The sequence below is a fragment of the Pilimelia terevasa genome, assembly GCF_014647915.1.
GTDB classification, from domain to species: Bacteria; Actinomycetota; Actinomycetes; order Mycobacteriales; family Micromonosporaceae; genus Pilimelia; species Pilimelia terevasa.
The window spans coordinates 1-16,994 of sequence record NZ_BMQC01000021.1; the positions used below are offsets into that span (position 1 = coordinate 1).

11 protein-coding genes, 1 pseudogene and 1 riboswitch are annotated in these 16,994 nt (G+C 76.4%); of the genes and pseudogenes, 5 read left to right on the forward strand and 7 right to left on the reverse strand.

From position 1 onward, the window contains the following. Window positions 1-247: pseudogene (locus tag IEY75_RS18990) on the reverse strand (hypothetical protein); the annotation flags it as partial. Window positions 248-647: 400 nt separating this feature from the next. Between IEY75_RS18990 and IEY75_RS18995 the strand changes: the two are divergent. Further along, complete coding sequence (locus tag IEY75_RS18995; RefSeq protein WP_229789905.1) at window positions 648-1,871, forward strand: cytochrome P450 family protein; 1,224 nt, start codon at window positions 648-650, stop codon at window positions 1,869-1,871. Between the two features lie 95 nt (window positions 1,872-1,966). Here IEY75_RS18995 and IEY75_RS19000 read toward each other — a convergent pair whose 3' ends face one another. The 5 genes from IEY75_RS19000 to IEY75_RS19020 form a co-directional block, all read right to left on the reverse strand. Beyond that, complete coding sequence (locus IEY75_RS19000) at window positions 1,967-3,232, reverse strand: RCC1 domain-containing protein (protein WP_189115747.1); 1,266 nt, start codon at window positions 3,230-3,232, stop codon at window positions 1,967-1,969. 135 nt (window positions 3,233-3,367) lie between these two features. Continuing rightward, window positions 3,368-4,027 (reverse strand): ATP-binding cassette domain-containing protein, encoded by a 660-nt coding sequence (locus tag IEY75_RS19005; RefSeq protein ID WP_189115748.1) that lies wholly within the window; start codon window positions 4,025-4,027, stop codon window positions 3,368-3,370. Beyond that, window positions 4,024-5,784 (reverse strand): dipeptide/oligopeptide/nickel ABC transporter permease/ATP-binding protein, encoded by a 1,761-nt coding sequence (locus IEY75_RS19010; protein WP_189115749.1) that lies wholly within the window; start codon window positions 5,782-5,784, stop codon window positions 4,024-4,026. The genes IEY75_RS19005 and IEY75_RS19010 overlap by 4 nt, the downstream gene beginning before the upstream one ends. Further along, window positions 5,781-6,740: an ABC transporter permease gene (locus IEY75_RS19015; RefSeq protein ID WP_229789907.1), complete on the reverse strand. Its 960-nt coding sequence runs from the start codon at window positions 6,738-6,740 to the stop codon at window positions 5,781-5,783. The genes IEY75_RS19010 and IEY75_RS19015 overlap by 4 nt, the downstream gene beginning before the upstream one ends. Then, a complete protein-coding gene (locus tag IEY75_RS19020) occupies window positions 6,722-8,296 on the reverse strand; it encodes an ABC transporter substrate-binding protein (protein ID WP_189115750.1) in 1,575 nt (524 codons plus the stop codon). The genes IEY75_RS19015 and IEY75_RS19020 overlap by 19 nt, the downstream gene beginning before the upstream one ends. A gap of 119 nt (window positions 8,297-8,415) precedes the next feature. Continuing rightward, a riboswitch (cobalamin riboswitch) is annotated at window positions 8,416-8,632 on the reverse strand. Window positions 8,633-8,943: 311 nt separating this feature from the next. Between IEY75_RS19020 and IEY75_RS19025 the strand changes: the two genes are divergently transcribed. Continuing rightward, window positions 8,944-10,668, forward strand: coding sequence for an ABC transporter ATP-binding protein (locus tag IEY75_RS19025; RefSeq protein ID WP_189115751.1), 1,725 nt, complete (start codon window positions 8,944-8,946; stop codon window positions 10,666-10,668). After that, entirely contained in the window at window positions 10,665-12,422 is a 1,758-nt protein-coding gene (locus IEY75_RS19030; protein ID WP_189115752.1) for an ABC transporter ATP-binding protein, read from the forward strand. Before IEY75_RS19025 ends, IEY75_RS19030 begins: the two co-directional genes overlap by 4 nt. A gap of 16 nt (window positions 12,423-12,438) precedes the next feature. Here the strand turns inward: IEY75_RS19030 and IEY75_RS19035 are convergent, their stop codons facing one another. Beyond that, window positions 12,439-12,717, reverse strand: a complete 279-nt coding sequence (locus IEY75_RS19035; protein WP_189115753.1) for a hypothetical protein — start codon at window positions 12,715-12,717, stop codon at window positions 12,439-12,441. A 318-nt stretch (window positions 12,718-13,035) separates the two neighbouring features. Here IEY75_RS19035 and IEY75_RS19040 point away from each other — a divergent pair, with 318 nt between their 5' ends. Together IEY75_RS19040 and IEY75_RS19045 are read left to right on the forward strand one after the other, a co-directional pair. Beyond that, window positions 13,036-13,794 (forward strand): dienelactone hydrolase family protein, encoded by a 759-nt coding sequence (locus IEY75_RS19040; RefSeq protein ID WP_189115754.1) that lies wholly within the window; start codon window positions 13,036-13,038, stop codon window positions 13,792-13,794. Window positions 13,795-13,935: 141 nt separating this feature from the next. Beyond that, window positions 13,936-16,977, forward strand: coding sequence for a S8 family serine peptidase (locus tag IEY75_RS19045; protein ID WP_189115755.1), 3,042 nt, complete (start codon window positions 13,936-13,938; stop codon window positions 16,975-16,977). Window positions 16,978-16,994 lie beyond the last annotated feature (17 nt).

Genomic DNA, 16,994 nt, shown 5'->3' on the forward strand with positions numbered 1-16,994 from the left:
GCAGCTTGGTGTTGTTGATCAGGGTGTTCTGGATCGGGAAGCGGGTGGAGGGGCCGGAGCGGGCCCGGACCGGGCCGTCGGTGCTGCGTACGACGCCGGCGTAGACCCGGATGCTGGCGGCGGGGGCCCTCTTGGCGGCGACAGCGGTGGCCGGGGTGGCGAGGGCGGGAGTGGCCAGGAAGCACACCGAACCGATCGCGGCGGCGAGCGCGGTGAGCGCTGCGGTGGTGTACATGCGGCTGGTCATTTCTTGGCCCTCTCGTCGCCGTTGTTGGCTCTTTCGAGAATGGGGCCGGTATTGAAGCTGCNCCCCCACCCCGGACACCGTCAGCGGCGCCAGGAGTAGGCCGGGGGCGGCGACAGAAAAGGACGTTGAATACGAAAAAGAGAAAGAAGGTCTTCAGGTACCGCGGTGAGCCGCCCCGGTCCTCATCGGCAGGCCGACAGCGGGCCGCGCGACGAAGCCGCTCACCGGCCCGCCATGCCGACGGTGGACCCGGAGCGGGGAAGCCGTGGACCGGACTCTGCCCGGCCCCTGCGGCAGCCGTGCGCACCGTATGGCGCCGGACAGCTCCGCACGGCTCTGCTTGGTAGCGTGAACGCGCCCGGCGCGCATCGGCCGCGCTCCGCTCGCCGGAAGGGTCGCTGTGCAGTCGGTCTCTCTCGTCGCGCTGCTGTCGACGTCCGACCGGTTCGGCGCCTTCGACGCCCTGGCCGACGCCGGGCCGGGCGTGCACCCGCTGACCATGCCCGACGGCGGCCGGGCCTGGCTGGTCACCGGATACGACGAGGTGCGTCGCGGCCTGGCCGATCCGCGGTTCTCCCTGAACCGGGCGAACGCCACGTCGTGGTCGGGCCTCGGCCTTCCGGGCGCCCTCGACGTCCACCTGCTCAACGTGGACCCCCCGCAGCACACCCGGCTGCGCCGTCTGGCGGCCGCCGCGTTCCAGCCGGCGCAGGTGGAACGCCTGCTGCCGGCGATCTCGCGGGCGGCCGGTCACCTGCTGGACGGCTGGACCGACGGCACCACCGTGGACCTCGTCGGCGACTACGCCGCGCCGCTGACGATCGGGGTCCTGGCCGACCTGCTCGGTGTACCCGCGGCCGACCAGCGGCGGTTCCGGGAACTGGTCGCGCACATGCTCGCCTGCGAATCGCGCGGCGATCGGGCCGGCCTGGCGGCGACGGTCCGGGAGGTCGACCTCGCGGTGCGGGCGCTCGTGGCCCACCGACGCGGACACCCCGGCGACGACCTGATCACCTCACTCGTCCACGCGCACGATGCCGACGACCGCCTGAGCGAGGACGAACTGCGCTCGATGGCGTTCCTGATCCTGCTCGCCGGCACCGAGAACACGGTGCACCTGATCGGGAACGCCGCGCTCCTGCTGCTGGAGCGTCCGCAGGTGCGCAGCGCACTCGTCGCCGACCCCGACCGCGCGGCGGCGTGGGTCGAGGAGGTGCTGCGAGTCGCGCCCCCGGCGCCGCTGGCCATCCGCCGCTTCCCGCGCGCCGACGTCACGCTCGCGGGGGTGGTCATCCCGGCGGGGGACGCCGTGCTGTTCGGCATCGCGGCGGCCAACCGCGACGCCGTGCGGTACCCGCGGGCGGCCGAGCCGTGTCCCGGCCGGACCGGTCCCCCTCAGCTCGGGTTCGGCCACGGGCCCCACTACTGCCTCGGGGCCGGCCTCGCGCGGGCCCAGGCGCGGGTGGCGCTCACGGCGCTGCTCTCGCGGTTTCCGACGTTGACCTCGCCGGACGCCGAAGGACCCCGGTGGCTGGCCTCCGTGCGGACCAACGGCCTCGCGCGGTTGCCCGTGACGCTCGGCAGTCCCCCGGCGCCGACCCGGGCCGGAGCGCCCGACTCCTGACCGCCGGCGTCTACCGCCGGTTTGCGCCTCTCCCCCGGCTGGTACGCAGGCCCGGCTGGTACGCGGGCGGGCGTCGGCCTCCAGAGGACCGCGGGTCAGCCGATGGCGAGCGTGCTGTGGCTGCCGGTACCGCCGGCGTAGATGGTGCCGGTGCGGCCGGAGACCAGCTTCGGGGTGGTCTCGTCGGAGGTGTCGCCCTGGCCGAGCTGGCCGTAGGCGTTGTCGCCCCAGCAGTAGATGCTCTTGTCCGTGCGGTTGCCGCAGGTGAACTCGTTGCCGGGATTCACCTTGGCCCAGTCCGTGGCGGTGCCCACCTGTACGGGTGAGGTGCGGTCGCCGGTGCTGCCCAGCCCCAGTTCGTAGGTGTCGTTGAGCCCCCAGCACCACAGGGTGCCGCTCTTGAGGCCGCAGGTGTGGTCCCGGCCGGCGACGATCGAGGTCCAGGTCGTCAGCGCGCCGATCTGGGTCGGGGTCTGCGCGGTGGTGGTGTTGCCGCGGCCGAGTTGCCCGGAGTCGTTGAGTCCCCAGCACCACAGGGTGCCGGCGCTGCGCAGGGCGCAGGCGTGCATCCGGCCCATCGTGATCTGGGTGTGGGTGGTGTTGCTGCTGGTGGTGATGGGAGAGGTCTGCTCGGCGGTGTTGCTGTTGCCCAGCTTGTAGTTCAGGCCCTCGCCCCAGCAGTACACGGCGCCGCCGCGGATGCCGCACGTCTGCACGTTGCCGGCGGCGATCGCCGTCCAGTTGGAGGCGGCGCCGACCTGCCGCGGGTCGTCCCAGGTGGTGTTGCTGCCGACGCCGAGCTGGCCGTAGGAGTTCTGCCCCCAACACCACAGCGTGCCGGTGGTCTTGATGCCGCAGGTGTGCATACCGCCCAGTGCGATCTTGCTCCAGCTACCGCTGATCTGGACCGGGCTGTAGGTGTCGGTGGTGTTCCCCCGGCCGAGCTGGCCGTGGTAGTTGCGGCCCCAGCACCACAGGGTGTCATCTGTCCGCAGGGCGCACGAGTGACCGGTCTCGCCGTCGATGGCCGGCTGGTTCGAGGTGTCGGCGGACGCCCAGGTGGTGACGGCCCCGACCTGCAGCGGACTGGTCCGGGGGCTGGTGTTGTTGCCGAGGCCGAGCTGGCCGGTGGTGTTGTCGCCCCAGCCGTAGAGGGCGCCGGCGTTGAAGTTGGACGACGCGGTCAACGCGCTGCCGGCGTTGCTCGTGGTCCTGGAGAAGGCCCCGGCCACGGGTTGGAGATTGCCCAGTACGAGCAGCAGCGCCCCGCACCACAGGATCAGCAGCCGGGCGCGGCTGAGCGGCGCGCGCGCATCAGCCGCCTCCCGTTCGCTGACGGGTGTCTCCTGACCTGTCGTCACGCCTGTTCCGTCGGCCGGCCCGCCGGCGACATGAGGATCTCCGCCCACCGAGGGGGCGGTGCGGGGACGCGCCTCCACAAGACCGGCCTCCCGTGGCCGCGCCGCACCACCGGCCGACGTCGGCGGCCGCGCACCTCAGGCGAGGTCCACGATCTGGTGGGCCAGGCCGGCCAGCCAGGCGCGGTCGTGGCTGACCACGACGGCCGCGGCGGTGCCGGCGGCGGTCGCCGCCGCGATGAGCTGGCTGGTGGCGGCGGCGGTGATGACGTCCTGCCGGGCGGTGGGTTCGTCGGCGACGATGAGCGCGGGCCGCGCCACGAGCGCCCGGAGGACGGCGACGCGCTGGCACTGGCCGCCGGAGAGTGCGCCGGGCCGGGTGTCGGGGTCGATGTGGTCCAGGTGCGCCCTGGCCAGCCACTCGGCGGCGAGGTGGCGCCGCCGCGCCCGGCCGGGGCGCTCGCGGCCCGGCGCGGTGAGGGGCTCGGTGAGGCTGCGCCAGATCGGCCAGCGGGGGTTGAGGCTGGCGGTGGGGTTCTGGAACACCGGCATCACGTAGCCCGGGCGCGGGTACCGGACGCCGCGCCCGGCCCACGCGGGCTCACCGGCGTACGCGACGTGCCCGGTGTCGGGCCGTTCGAGCCCGGCGAGCAGGCGCAGCAGGGTGGACTTGCCGACGCCGGACGGCCCGGTGACGCCGAGGATCTGGCCGGGCGCGACGGCGAGGCTGAGCTCCGCCAGAGCGGTGACGGGGCCGTACCGGCGGCTGATGCCGACGGCCGCGACGACGGCGGTCACCGGGGGTTCCAGCAGGCGACGCCGTCGGACAGCGTGGGCTCGCGGCTGGCGCAGTCCGCGACGCGCCGGTCGCAGCGCGGCGCGAACGGGCAGCCGGCCGGCAGGTCGCGCAGCGAGGGCGGCGAGCCCGGCAGCCCCCGGACGGGGGTGCCGTCCGGGCGCGGGGTGGCCGCCAGCAGCGCCGCCGTGTACGGGTGCCGGGGGGCGTCGAGCACGTCCCCGCTGCGCCCGGTCTCGATGATCCGGCCGGCGTACATGACGGCCACCCGGTCGCTGTGCGCGGCGGCCAGCCGCAGGTCGTGGGTGACGAGCAGCAGCGCGCTGCTGGCCCCGCGCAGGGTGGCCAGGACCTCCTCGGCGAGGCCGGCGTCCAGTGCGCTGGTGGGCTCGTCCGCGACGGTCACCGCCGGCCGGTGCGCGGTGGCCGCGGCGATGGTCGCGCGCTGCACCATGCCGCCGGACCAGCGGTGCGGCCGGTCGCGCAGGCGGCCGGGGTCGATGCCGAGGCCGGCGATCCGGTCGCGGACGACGCCGGCCGGCGGGCGGCGGCGGTGCACCCGCCAGGGCGCGGCGACGTGGTGGCCGAGGCTGCGCAGCGGGTCGCAGGCGGCGTACGGGTCCTGGGCGACGTAGCCGACGAGGTATCCGCGGCTGCGCCGCAGGGCGCGCCGGTCCAGGTGGAGCAGGTCCCGGCCGGCCACGTGGACCGCGCCGCCGATCGCGGTGCCGGCAGGCAGCAGGCGCAGGACGGTACGGGCCAGGGTGGTCTTGCCGCAGCCGGACTCGCCGACCACCGCCAGGGCGGTCCCGGCGGCCAGGGTCAGGTCGACGCCGCGCAGCGCGTGCGTCCCGTCGGGGTACCGGACGCTGAGCCCGGTGGCGACGAGCGCCCCGTCGCCACCGGTCCGCGCGGCGCGGGCGCGGCGGCCGGCGCGGGCCGGTGCCGGCGCCGGATCGGTGATGTCGGCGAGCGCGTCCGCGGTCAGCATCGCGGCGGCCACCATCGCCGCGATGACCGCCGTGGGGCCGATCAGCAGCCACGGCGAGCTGACCAGCGACGACTGGCTATCGGCCAGTAGTTGGCCGAGTTCGGCGGCGGGCGGCTGCGCGCCGAGGCCGAGGAACGACAGGCCCGCCAGGGTGAGCACGGTCTCGCCGGCCGTCGTGGTCGCGGCGACCAGCACCGTGGTGACCGCGCCGGGCAGCACGTGGCCGGTCAGGATCCGCCAGCGGCCGATGCCGGCCAGCCGGGCGGCGAGCACGTCGAGCCGCCGGTGGCTGCCGAGCACCGCGGCGCGCGCGATCCGGGCCGGGTAGGCCCAGCCCGCCAGCACCAGGGCGACGACGAGATTGCCGGTGCCGACGCCCAGCGCGCCGACGATGGCCAGCGCGGTGATCTGCGGCGGCAGCCCGAGGAGGACGTCGATGGTGCGGCCGACCACGGCGTCGACCGGCCCGCCGAGGAAGCCGGCGACCGCGCCGACGACCAGTCCGATGAGGGCGGTCAGGGCGAACACGGCGGCGACGGCGGTCAGCGACGTGCCGGTACCGGCCAGCACCCGGGCGAGCTGGTCCCGGCCCGCGGCGTCGGTGCCCAGCCAGTGCCGCGCGTCGGGCGGGGTGAGCTGGCGGGCGTAGTCGGGCAGGTCCGGCTGGTACGGCCACGCCAGCGGCCCCAGGAGTGCGAGCAGGACCACGGCGGCGGCCAGGGCGAGGCCGGCGCGTCCGGCGCGGTGGCGCCACAGCCGCCGGATCACCGCCGCCGCTCCGCGACGCGCGGGTCCAGCGCCGCGGCGGCCAGGTCGACCGACAGGCTGACCGCGACGTAGGCGGCGATGGCCAGCAGGGCGTACCCCTGCACCACGGGCAGGTCGCGGGAGGCGATCCCGGCGACCGCGTACGCGCCGATGCCCGGCCAGGTGTAGACGGTCTCGACGACCGGCGCCCCGCCGAGCAGCGCGGCGACGCCGGTCCCGACGACGGTCAGGAACTGCACCAGCGCGTGCGGAAGCTGGTGCCGGGTCAGGGCCCACCAGGTGCTGGCGCCGCGGGCGCGGGCGACGTCGACGTGGCCGGAGCCGGCAGCGCGCAGCAGGTCGGCGCGCAGGACCCGGGACCACGCCGCGGCCGGGGCCAGCGCCAGCGTGGCCGCGGGCAGGAGAACGGTGGCCCACCTGCCGTCGGCGATGACCCGGAGGTCCGCGCCGCGCAGCACGACCACGTGGAGGACGACCAGGCCGACGACGAAGCCCGGTACCACCAGCGCACCGGTCGACAGGACCCGCGCGGCGGTGTCCGGCCAGCGGCCGGGCGCGGCCGCCGCCAGCAGCGCCAGCGCCAGCGCGGCGACCGCCCCGAGGCCGACCGCCGCGGCGGCGAGCCGCAGCGTGGCCGGCAGCCGCCGGCCGAGTTCGTCGCGTACCGGCCGCCCCGTGACCCAGGAGACGCCCAGGTCCCCGCGCGCCGCGCCGGCCAGCCAGCGGCCGTACCGGCGGGCCGGACCGCCGGTCAGCCCCAGCTCGGCGCGCTTGGCCTCGACCTGCGCGGCGGTGGGGTTGGTGACGTTGCCGGCCTCCAGGACCCGCCGGGCGGGGTCGCCCGGGGCGAGCGCGAGCAGCGCCCACACCAGCACGCTGCCCGCGAGCAGGGTGGCGGCGGCCTGTCCCAGCCGCCGCAGCCCCGCCCGCGCCGGGCTCAGAAGGCGTCGACCCACAGCAGCGCCACCGGCGGCACCGTGTAGTCGCGCAGGGACGGCGCGGCGACGGCCGGGACGCGCTTGAGCGCCAGGGACAGGCCGTACACCCGCTCGGTCACCACGATCTCCTGCACCCGGCCCAGGAGCCGGTCGCGGGTCGCCGCGTCGGTCGTGGCGGCGAGCTGCCGCACGAGGCCCGTCAGCTCCGGGTCGCTGACCCCGCCGTAGTTGCTGTCGCCGCCGGGGGTGAAGCTGGCGATGACCGGGGTCACCGGGTCCGTCTGGGTCCAGTCCAGCGTGCCGTTGCCCAGTACCGCCGCGTCCCAGCCCGTCGGCAGCTTCAGCGCGGCGTTGATGTCGTCGACCTGCCGGATCGCGATGTCGAAGCCCACCCGCTTCAACTGCGCCTGTACCGCCACCGCGATCGTCCGGGCGTCGGGCTGCTGCGGGTACGTCAGCAGCGTGACCGCCAGCCGCCTGCCGGCCCTGCTGCGGACCCCGTCGGCACCGGCGCGCCAGCCGGCCGCCTCCAGCGCGGCCTTCGCCGCGTCGGGGTCGTGGTTCTGGTTGCGGCGGGCGTAGGGCAGGAAGGCCGGGTAGAAGCCGACGGCCGTGTCGTACCGGCCGTTCATCACCTGCGTGGCCAACTGCGCATAGTCGATGCCGTCCCGGAGCGCCCGGCGCACCGGCAGCTCGGACAGGGGGCCGGTGCGCGGGTTCAGGGTGAGCTGGAATCCCTCCGCGGCCGTGCCGGCGGGCTGGCTGAGGTACACGGCGTCGGAGCGGCCTTCGAGTTCCCGCGCGGCCGAGGTCGGCGGGTACAGCGCCAGGTCCGCCTCGCCGTGCTGCACCGCGAGGATGCGGGCCTGCGCGTCGGCGACGAACCGCACGGTCAGCTTCTGCAGCTTCGGCGCCGACACCGTGTACCCGGGGGTCGGCGCCAGCGTCATCGCCTCCGGCGTCAGCGAGGTCACCGTGTACGGCCCGGCCCAGATCCTCGCCGCCACCAGCTCCGCCGGCCGCTTGCGCAGTGGCAGGTAGGTGGCGGTGTCGACGATCGGGAACATCGACTCGTGCGCCAGCAGCGAGGGCACGTACGAGGTCGGCGTGGCCGTGGTCAGCGTGACCGTGTCCGGGCCGGACGCGGTCACCTTCGCGCCGGGCAGCAGCGGCTTCACCGAGGCGTTCTCCGCCAGGCTGAACGTCATGGCGGCGGCCGCGGCCGCGGCGTCGAGCCGGTGGCCGTTCTGGAACGTCAGGTTCGGCCGGAGCCGCAGCGTCCACGTCGTCGGCGCCGTCTGCCTCGGCAGCTCGGCCAGCAGCCACGGCTCCAGCCTGCCGCCCTTGACCGGCTTGAGCAGCAGCGCCCCGTAGCCGAACTCCGGCGCCCAGTAGCCGCTCTCGATCGGGTCCAGGTCGCTGACCGCGAAGCTCGTCGCGATCGTCAACGCGGTCCGGGGTCCGCCGCCGCCCTCGCTGCCGGCCGGCGCCGTCGCGCAGCCGGTCGCGGCCACCGCCGTCACCCCGGCCGCCGCGAGCAACCGCACCCAGCGCACCCGCCACCGTCCTGCCACCGTCGACACTCTCCCGCCCTGGCGGGCCACGCGGGAAAGGCTCACGACGGGGCGACGCGAGCGCCGCCGATGCGTCGGACCGGCCCGTCCCACGAGGCCCAGAACCGGCACGCACCCCTTCGACGCGTGCACCGGCGGCAGGTCTTCGGACTCGCGGGCGTGCGCGACGCGCTCCTACTGGCCGTCGCTTCCCGGGCCCGCTATCCGGGCCCAGTGCTTCCTGACGGCGGTCGTTCCCACTCACCGCTGCGGGGCAGCCCCGGAGTCACACCGGGTTCCCTCTTGCGACGCCGCCACCCGGCAGGGCAGCAGCGAACCGCTGGCGCCGGCAGCATGGCACACCCCGAACCCGGCCGTCGACATTGCCCTGACCGCCCCGCCGCCGGCCACCCGACCCGGCCAGCGCCGCACCCACCGGACAGGCTGACCTGTCCCCCGGTCCGGCCGAGCCCGGACGGGTGAACCTGCGCAGGGCCGGACCCGCGCCTGCGAAGTGAGCAATTTCACAACGTTGATGGTGTTTTGTGGGAACTTTTTTGCGGGATCACTACCCTGTAGAGCGTCAATTGCGCTTGGCCCGTCGGTGTCCGGCGGGCCGCGACTGTCCACGAGAGACGGGGCCTGGAGTGGGCGTCACCCTCTGGGGCGTGGCACGCCCGGTACGGATGCGGCTGCTGGGCGCCCTGGCCCTGCAGCTCGTCGCCGCCGTCGCCGCGGTCGTCCCGCTCGTCGCGGCCGTCGAACTGGCCGCGGCGCTGCTCGGGGCCCGCGAGGGCCGGCACGGGGCGGTCGCGGTCGCGGTGGCCGGCGCCGGCCTGGCCGTCCGCGTGGCGGCCGGCGCCGCCGCCTCCGCGCTGGCCCACCGGGCCGACGGCGACCTCCAGTGGGGGCTGCGCCGGGACCTCGCCCGGCACCTGGGCCGGCTGCCGCTGGGCTGGCTGACCGGCCAGGGCGCCGGCCGGGTGAAGAAGGCGGTGATCGACGACGTGGGCGCGCTGCACCACGCGGTCGCCCACGCGAGCCTGGACCTGGTGACCGCCGCCGCGGCACCGCTGGTAGCCGGCGGCTACCTGGTGGTCACGAGCCCGGAGCTGGCGGCCGCGCTGGCGGTACCGATCGCCGTGGGCCTGTGGCTGCACCGCCGGGCCACCGGGCTCGCGGCGGCCCGGATGCCGCAGTTCCAGGCCGCCACGGGCCGGCTCAACGCCGCCACCGTCGAGTTCGTCCACGGCATCGCGGTGGTCAAGGCGTTCGGCACGACCGGGCAGGCCCCGCAGGCGTTCCGGCGGGCCGCCGACGACTACGCCGCCTTCGTCCGCGACTGGGCCCGGCAGGTGACCCGCCCGGCCGCCGCCGCCGAGGCCGTACTCTCCGCGCCGGTGCTGCTGCTGGTCGTCTTCGCGGCCGGGACGGCCCTGCTGGCCGCCGGCCGCGTCGACGGCGTGGAGCTGATGGCGTTCGCGCTGCTCGGCCCGGGGCTGACAGCGCCGCTGCTGGCGCTCGGGTACAGCCGGGAGGAGATCCGCGCCGCCCGCGCCGCGGCCCTGCACCTGGCCGAGCTGCACGCCCGCCCGCCGCTGGCGGTGTCGGCGCCCGCGCCCGCGCCGCCGCCCGGCCCCGCCCCCGCGGTGGAGCTGCGGGGCGTGCGCTTCTCCTACGACGGCCGGCACCAGGCGCTCGCCGGCATCGACCTGCGGGTCGCGCCCGGCACGCTGACCGCGCTGGTGGGCCGGTCCGGCAGCGGCAAGAGCACCCTGGCGGCCCTGGTGGCCCGCTTCCACGACCCCGACGCCGGGCAGGTGCGGATCGACGGGTACGACGTACGCGAGCTGACGAGCACCGCGCTCTACCGGCGGGTCGGCTTCGTACTCCAGCAGACCCGCCTGCTGCGCGCCACCGTCCGCGACAACATCCGCCTGGCCCGCCCCGACGCCGACGACGCGGCGGTGCGGGCGGCGGCCCGGGCGGCCGGGATCCACGACCGCGTCACCGCCCTCCCCGCCGGGTACGACACGATGCTGGGCCAGGGCGTCGCCCTCTCCGGCGGTGAGGCGCAGCGGATCGGCATCGCCCGGGCCCTGCTCGCCGACCCGCCCATCCTCGTGCTGGACGAGGCGACCGCCCACATCGACCCGGACGCCGAGACCGCCGTCCAGCGCGCGGTCGGCGCCCTGGTCGGCGGGCGGACCGTCCTGGTGGTGGCCCACCGGCTGCGCACCGTCGTCCACGCCGACCAGATCGTCGTCCTGGCCGACGGCCGCGTCGCCGAGCGCGGCCGGCACGCCGACCTGCTCGCCGCCGACGGCCCGTACGCCGCACTCTGGCGGGCGCAGCACCCGGCCACCCCCCACGTCAGCGGAGCCGCCCGATGATCCGTCGCCTCCTGGCCACGCTCCCACCCGCCGACCGCCGCCGGCTGCGGGTCGGGGTGGCGCTGACGGTGGCGGCGGCGCTCGCGCAGGGTGCGGCGTACGCGTGCGCGGTGCCCTTCCTGCGGGCGCTCCTGGCCGGGCGGCCGGCCGCCGCCTGGGCGCCCCTGGGGTGGCTGGCCGGCGCCGCCGCGGTGTACGCGGTGGCGCACGTCGCGGCCACCGTCCAGGGTCGCCGGACCGGCTACGCCCTCGCCCGCACCCTGCTGCACCGGATGGGCAACCAGGTCAGCGGGCTGCCGCTGGGCTGGTTCACACCCCGGCGCAGCGGGGAGCTGGCCCAGCTCGCCACCCGCGACATCATGACGATCATGAGCGCGCCGGGCCACCTGCTCGGTCCGGTGCTCACCGCGTTCGTCACCCCCGCCGCCGTCGCCGCGGTCCTGCTCGTCCTGGACTGGCGGCTCGGCGTGGCCGCCGGCGCCGCGGCGCCGGTGATCGTCGCGTCCTACCGGTGGACCGGCGCGGTGGTGCGGCGTACGGAGCGGGGTGCCGCCGCGGCGGCGGCCGAGTCGGCGGCGCGGGTGGTGGAGTTCGCCACCGTGCTGCCGGCGCTGCGCGCCGCCGGCCGCGCCGAGGACGGGCTGGCCTCGCTGGAGCACGCTCTGGGCGCGCAGCGCGCCGCCGGGCGCGCGATGGCCCGCCAGGCGCTGCCCGCCGTCGCCGGGTTCGCCGTCGCGGTACAGGCGGGGCTCACCGCGGTGCTCGTCGTCGCCGCGGTGCTCGGGCTGGGCGGTCGGCTGGACGCCGGTACGGCGCTGGCCGCGCTGGTCCTGGCCGCGCGCTGTACCGAGCCGATGCTCGTGGCGGCGCAGCTCGGCGCGGCCGTCCGCATGGCCGGCAACGCCCTGGACCGGGTCGCGGCGCTGGCCGCCACGCCGACGCTGCCGGCGCCCACCCGCCCGCAGCGCATCCGCGGCGACGACATCAGCTTCACCGACGTGCGGATGACCTTCGGCGGGACGCGGGCGCTGGACGGGGTGTCCTTCACCGCGCCGGCCGGGGGGCGCACCGCGCTCGTCGGCCCGTCCGGCGCGGGCAAGAGCACCGTCGCGGCGCTGATCGCCCGCTTCCACGACCCCGACGCCGGCACGGTCCGCGTCGGGGGCGCCGACCTGCGGCAGGTGCCCACCCCGGAGCTGATGGCCCGGCTGTCGCTGGTGTTCCAGGACGTGTACCTGTTCGACGGCACCCTGTGGGACAACATCGCCGTCGGCCGCCCCGACGCCGGGCCGGACGCGGTGCGCGCCGCCGCGGCCGACGCCCGCGTCGACGAGATCGCCGGGCGGCTGCCGCGGGGCTACGACACGCCGGTCGGCCCCGGCGGGGCGCTGCTCTCCGGCGGCGAGCGCCAGCGGGTGTCCCTGGCGCGGGCGCTGCTGGCGGACACCCCGATCGTGATCCTGGACGAGGCCACCGCCGCCCTCGACGCCGAGAACGAGGCCGCGGTGACGGCGGCGGTCGCGCGGTTCACCGCCGGGCGGACCGTGGTGGTCATCGCGCACCGGCTGGAGACGGTCCGCCACGCCGACCAGATCCTGTTCCTCGACGCGGGCCGGATCGTGGAGCGGGGTACCCACGAGACCCTGGTCGCCGCCGGTGGCCGCTACGCGCGCTTCTGCGCCCAGCGCGCCGAGGCGGCGGGGTGGCAGCTCCGCGCCGTCGCCGGGGATCCGGCGGCGCCGGTGCCCGGTTAGGCGCCGGCGCCCGGACTCACCGCGGGCCGTCCGCCCGGTGGCGGTCGTCCTCGGGGTGCCGCGGCGGCGGCCAGGGCGAGTTGCCCGCGTCCTCGCCGCTCGGGTCGACCACCCGGCCGCCGATCAGGTACACGTCCAGCCGGTCGGGCCGGAAGTCCATGGTGACCGGGAATCCGACGCCGTCGGCGCCGACCACCCGCACCTCGTACCCCCTGGCCTCGGCCAGCCGCTCCGCCTCCGCCAGGGTCAGGCCGAACAGGTCGGCCACACCGAACTCGCCGTGCGCGTCAGTCATGGGGTCGGGCCCTTCCATCGCCGGGATGCCACCGACATCATCGGGCACGCCTCCGGCGCGGGCAAGGGTCCGCGCCCCACCCCGGACAGCACGACACGCCACTGCGGACACGGACCGGACCATCGGTGGGGCCGGGCGTTAAATCACTGGCCGGGGTGCGGCCGGATTGGTAGCGTGTCCCGAGATCCGTGACCCGGTCGAGGAGGTGAGACCCGTGAACGCAGTTCGCACGTGGTGCTCCCTCCCGTCACGGACGGGCGACTGACGCAGCCGTCGCCGGGAGTGCCCACCCATTGGCACTCCCGAAGGAGCACCGTCATGCATTCTCTCCGTTTCACCACTTCCACCTCCTCAAGCGGCGTCGTCGAGCGCGACTTCTTCGTCGGCGAGATCCCGGGTGCGCTCTGGGCACCCGAATCCGGCACCGACCGCGCCCCCGTCGTCCTCGTGGGGCACAACGGCGGCATGGACAAGAAGGCGCCGGGCCTGCGGGCCCGGGCCCTGCACGCCGCGGCCACCTGGGGGTTCACCGTCGTGGCGATCGACGCCCCGGCACACGGCGACCGCCCGCGGACCGACGCCGACGCGCAGGCCCGCGCCGAGATCCGGGAGGCGGTGGCCGCGGGTGACACCCCGCGGTTCGCGGCGGCGACCCTCCGCTTCACCGCCTCGCTCGCGGCGCAGGCCGTGGCGGAGTGGCGGACGACCCTGGACGCCCTCCAGGCGCTGCCGCAGATCGGCCCCGACGCGCCGGTCGGCTACGGCGGGGGCATCGCGATGGGTACGGCGATCGGGGTCCGGCTGGTGGCGGCCGAGCCGCGCATCGCCGCCGCCGTGTTCGGCGGCGGGTGCGTCGTGGACGCGCCGCTGCTCGCCGCCGCGCGGCAGGTGACCGTACCGGTCCAGTTCCTGCTGCCCTGGGACGACGCGCACGCCGACCGCGCGGCCGGGCTGGCGCTGTTCGACGCGTTCGCCTCCGCGGACAAGACCCTGCACGCCCGGCCGGGCGACCACCGCAGCGTCCGCTGGGTCGGGGTGGACGACGCGTTCCTGCCCCGCCACCTCGACTCGGCCTGACCGACCGGTACCGGCGTCCGGGGCGCGGGCCGGGCGCCGGTACCGGGAGCCGGCGGCGATTGACGGAACATCGACGCCGATGGTTGCATTTGGAGGTCCGCCGAGCCTGCCCGTGTGCCTCCGGCAAGGAGTTGACCACCTATGGCGACCACCAGGCGAGCCCGCCGCGCCCCTGTCCGCCGCGCCCCCGTCCGCCGCGCCCTCACCGCGGTGGTCGCCGCCGCCGCGCTCGTCCTGTCCGTCGCCGCTCCGGCCGGCGCGGGCACGGCCGCGGCGGGCGCCCCCCTGCTGCGGCTGCGCACCGGCGACGTCGCCCTCGCCGCGTCCGACGCGCCGCAGTTCGGCCGCTCCCGGCCCGCCGGCGGCCGGCGCGGCCTGTTCGTCGTGCAGTACGACGGGCCGGTCGGCGCGCCCCAGCGGGCCGACCTCGCCCGCCGCGGCGTGACCGTCGACGGCTACCTGCCCGACTACGCCTACCTGGTCCGGATGACCGCGGGCCAGGCCGACGCGGTCGCCGCGGGGCGCCGCGTCCGGGCCGTCGCGCCGTTCGCGCCCGCGTGGAAGCGCGGCGCGCCGGCCGCGGACGACGCCCGCCTCTACACGGTGACCCTGGCGGTCGACGCCGATCCGGCCGCGGTCGCGGCGGCGGCGTCGGCGGCCGGCGCGGTCGCCACCGGGTCGGGGCGCGTGCTGCTCGTGGCCGCGACGGGTGCGCAGGTGGACTCGCTGGTGCGCCGCGACGACGTCACCGCCGTCGACGCGTACGCGATGATGCGGCCGCTCAACGAGTCGGCCGTCTTCACCACGATGAAGGGGCAGCCGGCGGCGGACCGCGGGTACGACGGCTCCACGCAGATCGCGGCGGTCGCCGACACCGGCTTCGGCACCGGGGTCGCCGCCACCGCGCACCCCGGGGTCCCCGCCGGGCGGATCAAGGTCATCCGCGACTGGCCCACCGCGGACATCGCCAACTGCCGCAAGGCCGACGTGGACGGTCCCCGCGACGTGGACTCCGGGCACGGCACCCACACGGCCACCTCGGTGGTCGGGGGCGGCGACGCCCGCGGCGTGGGCCGGGCCGCCGCCCACCGGGCGCGGCTGGTGTTCCAGGCCGTCCAGGACTGGGTGACGCCGCTGGGTACCTGCCTGAACGCCTTCAAGGAGGGCTACCTGCTGGGCGGCCTGCCGATCGACATCCGCGGGCTGTTCGCCCAGGCGTACGCCGACGGCGCGCGGGTGCACTCCAACTCGTGGGGCGGCCCCCGCAACGGGGTGTACGAGGAGAACGCCGCCGGGGTCGACGACTTCGTCGCCGCGAACCGCGACATGACCGTCACGTTCGCGGCCGGCAACGGCGGGCAGGACGGCGACCGCAACGGCGTCGTCGACCCCGACTCCGTGGGCGCGCCCGCGACCGCGAAGAACGCCATCGCCGTCGGCGCCTCCGAGAGCGGCCGCGCGACGTACCCCTGCGACCGGAGCCTCACCTACCCGGGCCAGACCGCCAGCGAGAAGCGCTCGTGGGGCGCGGACGGCTCGTGCCAGAAGCTCGGCGGCACCATGCCGCTGCCCACCTGGGGCGCCTGGTTCCCGTCGATGGCGCCGGTGGCGCCGCTCAAGGACGACCCGCAGGCCGGCAACGCCGCGCAGATGGCGCCGTTCTCCGGGCGCGGCCCGACCGACGACGGCCGGATCAAGCCCGACCTGGTCGCCCCCGGAACGTGGATCCTGTCCGGTTACTCGCCGCTGTTCCGGCAGGGGTACGACCCGGCCCCCAACCCGAAGAACAAGGCGTACCAGTCCGACGCGATGGGCTTCCCGTACGACGGGGCGTACAAGTACAACACCGGCACGTCGATGGCGAACCCGCTGGCGGCCGGCGGGGCGACGGTCGTCCGCGACTACTACGCCAAGAGGTACGGCCAGCACGCCTCCGCGGCCCTGGTGAAGGCGACGCTGGTCAACAGCGCCGCCGACCTCCTCGACGAGAACAGCGACGGGCGCGACGACAACGCGCACCCGGTCCCGAACATCCACGAGGGCTGGGGGCTGGTCGACCTGGACCGGGCGACCGCCGGCACCGCGATCTGGCTGGACGAGGGGGCGGCGCTGGACACCGGCGCCTCCCGCGAGTACCAGGTCGTCGCCCGGGCCGGCGCCGCCATGAGGATCACGCTGGCGTGGACGGACCCGGCCGCCAAGGTCAACGCGGCCACCACGCTGGTCAACGACCTCGACCTGGAGGTCACCGGCCCGGGCGGCACGCGGCTCGGCAACGTGTTCGCCGGCGGCTGGTCGACCGGCGGCGGCAGCGCCGACCGGCGCAACAACCTGGAGAACGTGTACGTGCAGGCGCCGGCCGCGGGCACGTACACCGTCCGGGTCCGGGCCGCCAACGTGCCGACCGGGCCGCAGACGTACGCCCTGGTGATGGACGGCGTCGTCCCCGGCGCGGGCGGTCTCAACCGCAACCCCCAGATCGCCCCGCCCGCCGATCAGCGCTCCACCCTGGGCACGCCGGTCAACCTCCAGCTCGCCGCCGCCGACCCCGACGGCGACCCGGTCACCGTCACGGCCGCCGGGCTGCCCGAGGGGCTGGTCCTGGGCGCGACCAACGGCCTGGTCTCCGGTACGCCCGCCAGGGCGGGGCGGCACGCCGTGCGGGTCACCGCCGACGACGGTCGCGGCGGCCGGGCGGCGGCGGTGTTCCGCTGGGACGTCGAGCCGGACCTGGCCGGCAACCTCGTCGCCAACGCCGGCTTCGAGCAGGGGCGCAGCGGCTGGAGCGGGGACACCGGCGTCATCGTCGGCGGCACCGACCCGCTGCCGCACGGCGGCGACCGGTACGTCCGCTTCGCCGAGGACAAGAACGCCACCCAGCAGGTCTCGACCGCGGTGACGGTACCGGCGGCCGCGGCCGCCCCGCGGGTCTACTTCTGGGTGCACGTGCGGACCACCGAGGCGTCGAGCTTCGACCGCGACACCCTGGTACTGGACGGCAACGGCACCCGGCTCGCCCAGGTCTCCAACGTCCAGGCCGCCGCCGACTGGCAACTGGTGAGCGCGGACCTCTCGGCGTTCCGGGGCAGGAGCGTCACGCTGCGGTGGACGACGAAGCTGGACAAGGCCCTGCCGACGATGTTCGCGATGGACGACGTGGCGGTGGTGGCCCCCGCCTCCTGACGCCCGGCGCCGGTAGG

What these genes read in the sequence shown, in the direction of transcription:
- IEY75_RS19030 (WP_189115752.1), top strand. Translation starts at nt 10,665, where the DNA reads ATGATCCGTCGCCTCCTGGCCACGCTCCCACCCGCCGACCGCCGCCGG.
- IEY75_RS19035 (WP_189115753.1), bottom strand. Translation starts at nt 12,717, where the DNA reads ATGACTGACGCGCACGGCGAGTTCGGTGTGGCCGACCTGTTCGGCCTG.
- IEY75_RS19040 (WP_189115754.1), top strand. Translation starts at nt 13,036, where the DNA reads ATGCATTCTCTCCGTTTCACCACTTCCACCTCCTCAAGCGGCGTCGTC.
- IEY75_RS19045 (WP_189115755.1), top strand. Translation starts at nt 13,936, where the DNA reads ATGGCGACCACCAGGCGAGCCCGCCGCGCCCCTGTCCGCCGCGCCCCC.